The sequence below is a fragment of the Leifsonia sp. HAY1-4F genome (genome assembly GCF_056755275.1).
On the sequence record NZ_JBNDHX010000232.1, the window covers coordinates 1 to 316 of the forward strand.

Annotated in this window: 1 protein-coding gene; it reads left to right on the plus strand. The window is 67.1% G+C overall.

All coding sequences use genetic code 11. From position 1 onward, the window contains the following. Positions 1-316: polyphosphate kinase 2 family protein (locus tag ACPYOG_RS19340; RefSeq protein ID WP_481295755.1), on the plus strand; the 316-nt coding region annotated here is incomplete at both ends.

A 316-nucleotide genomic window follows, 5' to 3' on the forward strand; every position in this document is an offset into this window, starting at 1 on the left:
GCCCGCGCCCAACGACCGCGAGCGCACGCAGTGGTACTTCCAGCGCTACGTGCCGCATCTGCCGGCCGCCGGCGAGATCGTGCTCTTCGACCGCAGCTGGTACAACCGCGCCGGCGTCGAGCGGGTGATGGGCTTCTGCGGCGAGGACGACGTCGAGGAGTTCTTCCGCTCGGTGCCCGAGTTCGAGCGCATGCTGGTGCGCTCCGGCATCACGCTGATCAAGTACTGGTTCTCCATCAGCGACGAGGAGCAGCACCTGCGCTTCCTGGGCCGCATCCACGATCCGCTCAAGCAGTGGAAGCTGTCGCCCATGGAC